Raw genomic sequence first — 1,300 nt, 5'->3', positions numbered from 1 at the left:
CGCGTCGGCGCGCAGCCCCGGGGCGTCGCCGCCGGGCGCGGTAGGGGGCGTTCGGGCTGGCATGCCCACCACCCTACGGCGCTCGGCCGCCCCGCCCGGCTGCTCGCCTGCGGTGCGGGCGGACGCGCGGCGGCGTCCGCGGTGCCCGGGCCCGGTGTCGCGGCCGGACCGGGGGCCGGCGGGCCGTGCCGGGTCCGGCTACTCGGGCGGCGCGAGCAGTCCGCGCTCGTAGGCGCGGACGAGGTTGCGCGGCACGAGGTACTCGCGGCCGCGGATGTGGACGCGCACCAGGTCGGGGGTGGCGGCCTTCCACTGGGAACGGCGCGTGCGGGTGTTGGACCGCGACATCCTGCGCTTGGGTACGGCCATGGGACCTCTGCCTTCTTCTCGGGTGGTCGGGGGCGGGGCGACGGGCCCCGCCTCGCGCTCGTGTCGGTCAGCCCTTGCGCTGGTAGCGGCGCTGGAAGCGCTCCACGCGGCCCGCCGTGTCCACCACGCGGGCGTTGCCCGTGTAGAAGGGGTGGCTGGCGCTGGAGATCTCGACGTCGATCAGCGGGTAGGTGCGGCCGTCGCTCCACTCGATGGTCTTGTCGCTGGTGGCGGTGGACCTGGTGAGGAAGGAGAAGTCGGCCGCGCGGTCGCGGAAGACGACCGGGTGGTAGTCGGGGTGGATTCCCTGCTTCATGTGTGCCCCCTTGGGGTGGTCGTTGGGCGCGGCGGTCCGCCTGCTCGGCGGCGTGCGACGGGAGGACGCCCGTCAGGATCGGCGGCACCGCCGCCGGTCGGGGCGCCGGTCAGCCGGGGCCCGGCCTTTCCGGGAACGGGCGGCCGGGGCGCGGCCCGGCTCAGCGCTCCTCGCGGAACTCGACGTGGCGGCGCACGCGCGGGTCGTACTTCTTCAGGGTGAGCCGGTCGGGCGTGTTGCGCCGGTTCTTGCGGGTGACGTAGGTGAAGCCCGTCCCCGCGGTGGACTTGAGCTTGATGATCGGCCGGATCTCGTTGCGTGCCATGGATGCCTCCTCAGGGTTCCCACGCGTTACAAGTCAATGATAACCGTTTTCATTCCCGATTCGGCCGGGTCATCTCTCCCCTGTGGACGACCCCCGCCCGACGGCGTTCAGCCGCCGGAACCGCCGCGGACCGGACGCCCGTACTGGCAGTCCCCCGCCGCGCACGGGCGCGCCCGCCGCGACGGGTCCAGCACCCGGCTCGGCGCGCGGCCCGGCGGGCCAACGCGCGGCCCGGCACTGTCATCGGCGCCCCCGTCCCGGACACGCGAAACGCCGGTGCCCCCCCGGGG

The 1,300-nt window shown here is 75.1% G+C and carries 3 protein-coding genes; all 3 read right to left on the bottom strand.

The features are described from left to right. Positions 1–198: 198 nt before the first annotated feature. The gene (gene rpmF, locus DQW06_RS27490) at positions 199–369 is read right to left on the bottom strand and encodes a 50S ribosomal protein L32 (RefSeq protein WP_013152594.1); all 171 of its coding nucleotides are present in this window, start codon (positions 367–369) and stop codon (positions 199–201) included. A gap of 67 nt (positions 370–436) precedes the next feature. Beyond that, entirely contained in the window at positions 437–685 is a 249-nt protein-coding gene (locus tag DQW06_RS27485) for a type B 50S ribosomal protein L31 (RefSeq protein WP_013152593.1), read from the bottom strand. Positions 686–845: 160 nt separating this feature from the next. After that, positions 846–1,010: a 50S ribosomal protein L33 gene (rpmG, locus tag DQW06_RS27480; protein WP_013152592.1), complete on the bottom strand. Its 165-nt coding sequence runs from the start codon at positions 1,008–1,010 to the stop codon at positions 846–848. Between the last annotated feature and the right edge of the window lie 290 nt (positions 1,011–1,300).

The organism is Nocardiopsis sp. TNDT3, assembly GCF_003427465.1.
Classification (GTDB): domain Bacteria; phylum Actinomycetota; class Actinomycetes; order Streptosporangiales; family Streptosporangiaceae; genus Nocardiopsis; species Nocardiopsis dassonvillei.
Note: the sequence above shows the minus strand (reverse complement) of the source record. Positions and strands in the feature narration are given on the sequence as shown.